Origin of the sequence: Salmonella sp. 32120201201600049SM (assembly GCF_017572835.1) — a bacterium.
In the GTDB taxonomy this organism is placed as follows: Bacteria; Pseudomonadota; Gammaproteobacteria; order Enterobacterales; family Enterobacteriaceae; genus Salmonella; species Salmonella enterica.
Genome location: NZ_JAGESA010000039.1, coordinates 1 through 505 on the forward strand (window position 1 = coordinate 1; position 505 = coordinate 505).

The 505-nt window shown below is 45.5% G+C and carries 2 tRNA genes; both read left to right on the top strand.

The window, feature by feature from the left end:
- The first annotated feature begins 54 nt into the window (after nt 1-54).
- A tRNA-Ile gene (locus J4650_RS22690) sits at nt 55-131 on the top strand.
- 111 nt (nt 132-242) lie between these two features.
- Nucleotides 243-318: transfer RNA gene (locus J4650_RS22695), tRNA-Ala, on the top strand.
- Nucleotides 319-505: the final 187 nt, after the last annotated feature.

Here is a 505-nt window from a genome sequence, read left to right on the forward strand (position 1 = left end):
CTTTGCAGTGCTCACACAGATTGTCTGATGAAAAACGAGCAGTAAAACCTCTACAGGCTTGTAGCTCAGGTGGTTAGAGCGCACCCCTGATAAGGGTGAGGTCGGTGGTTCAAGTCCACTCAGGCCTACCAAATTTTCCCTGAATACTGCGTTGTGAAATAACTCACATACTGATGTATGCTTCGTTATTCCACGCCTTGTCTCAGGAAAAATTATCGGTAAAGAGGTTCTGACTACACGATGGGGCTATAGCTCAGCTGGGAGAGCGCCTGCTTTGCACGCAGGAGGTCTGCGGTTCGATCCCGCATAGCTCCACCATCTCGTGAGTGTTTACGAAAAAATACTTCAGAGTGTACCTGAAAGGGTTCACTGCGAAGTTTTGCTCTTTAAAAATCTGGATCAAGCTGAAAATTGAAACACAGAACAACGAAAGTTGTTCGTGAGTCTCTCAAATTTTCGCAACACGATGATGAATCGTAAGAAACATCTTCGGGTTGTGAGGTTA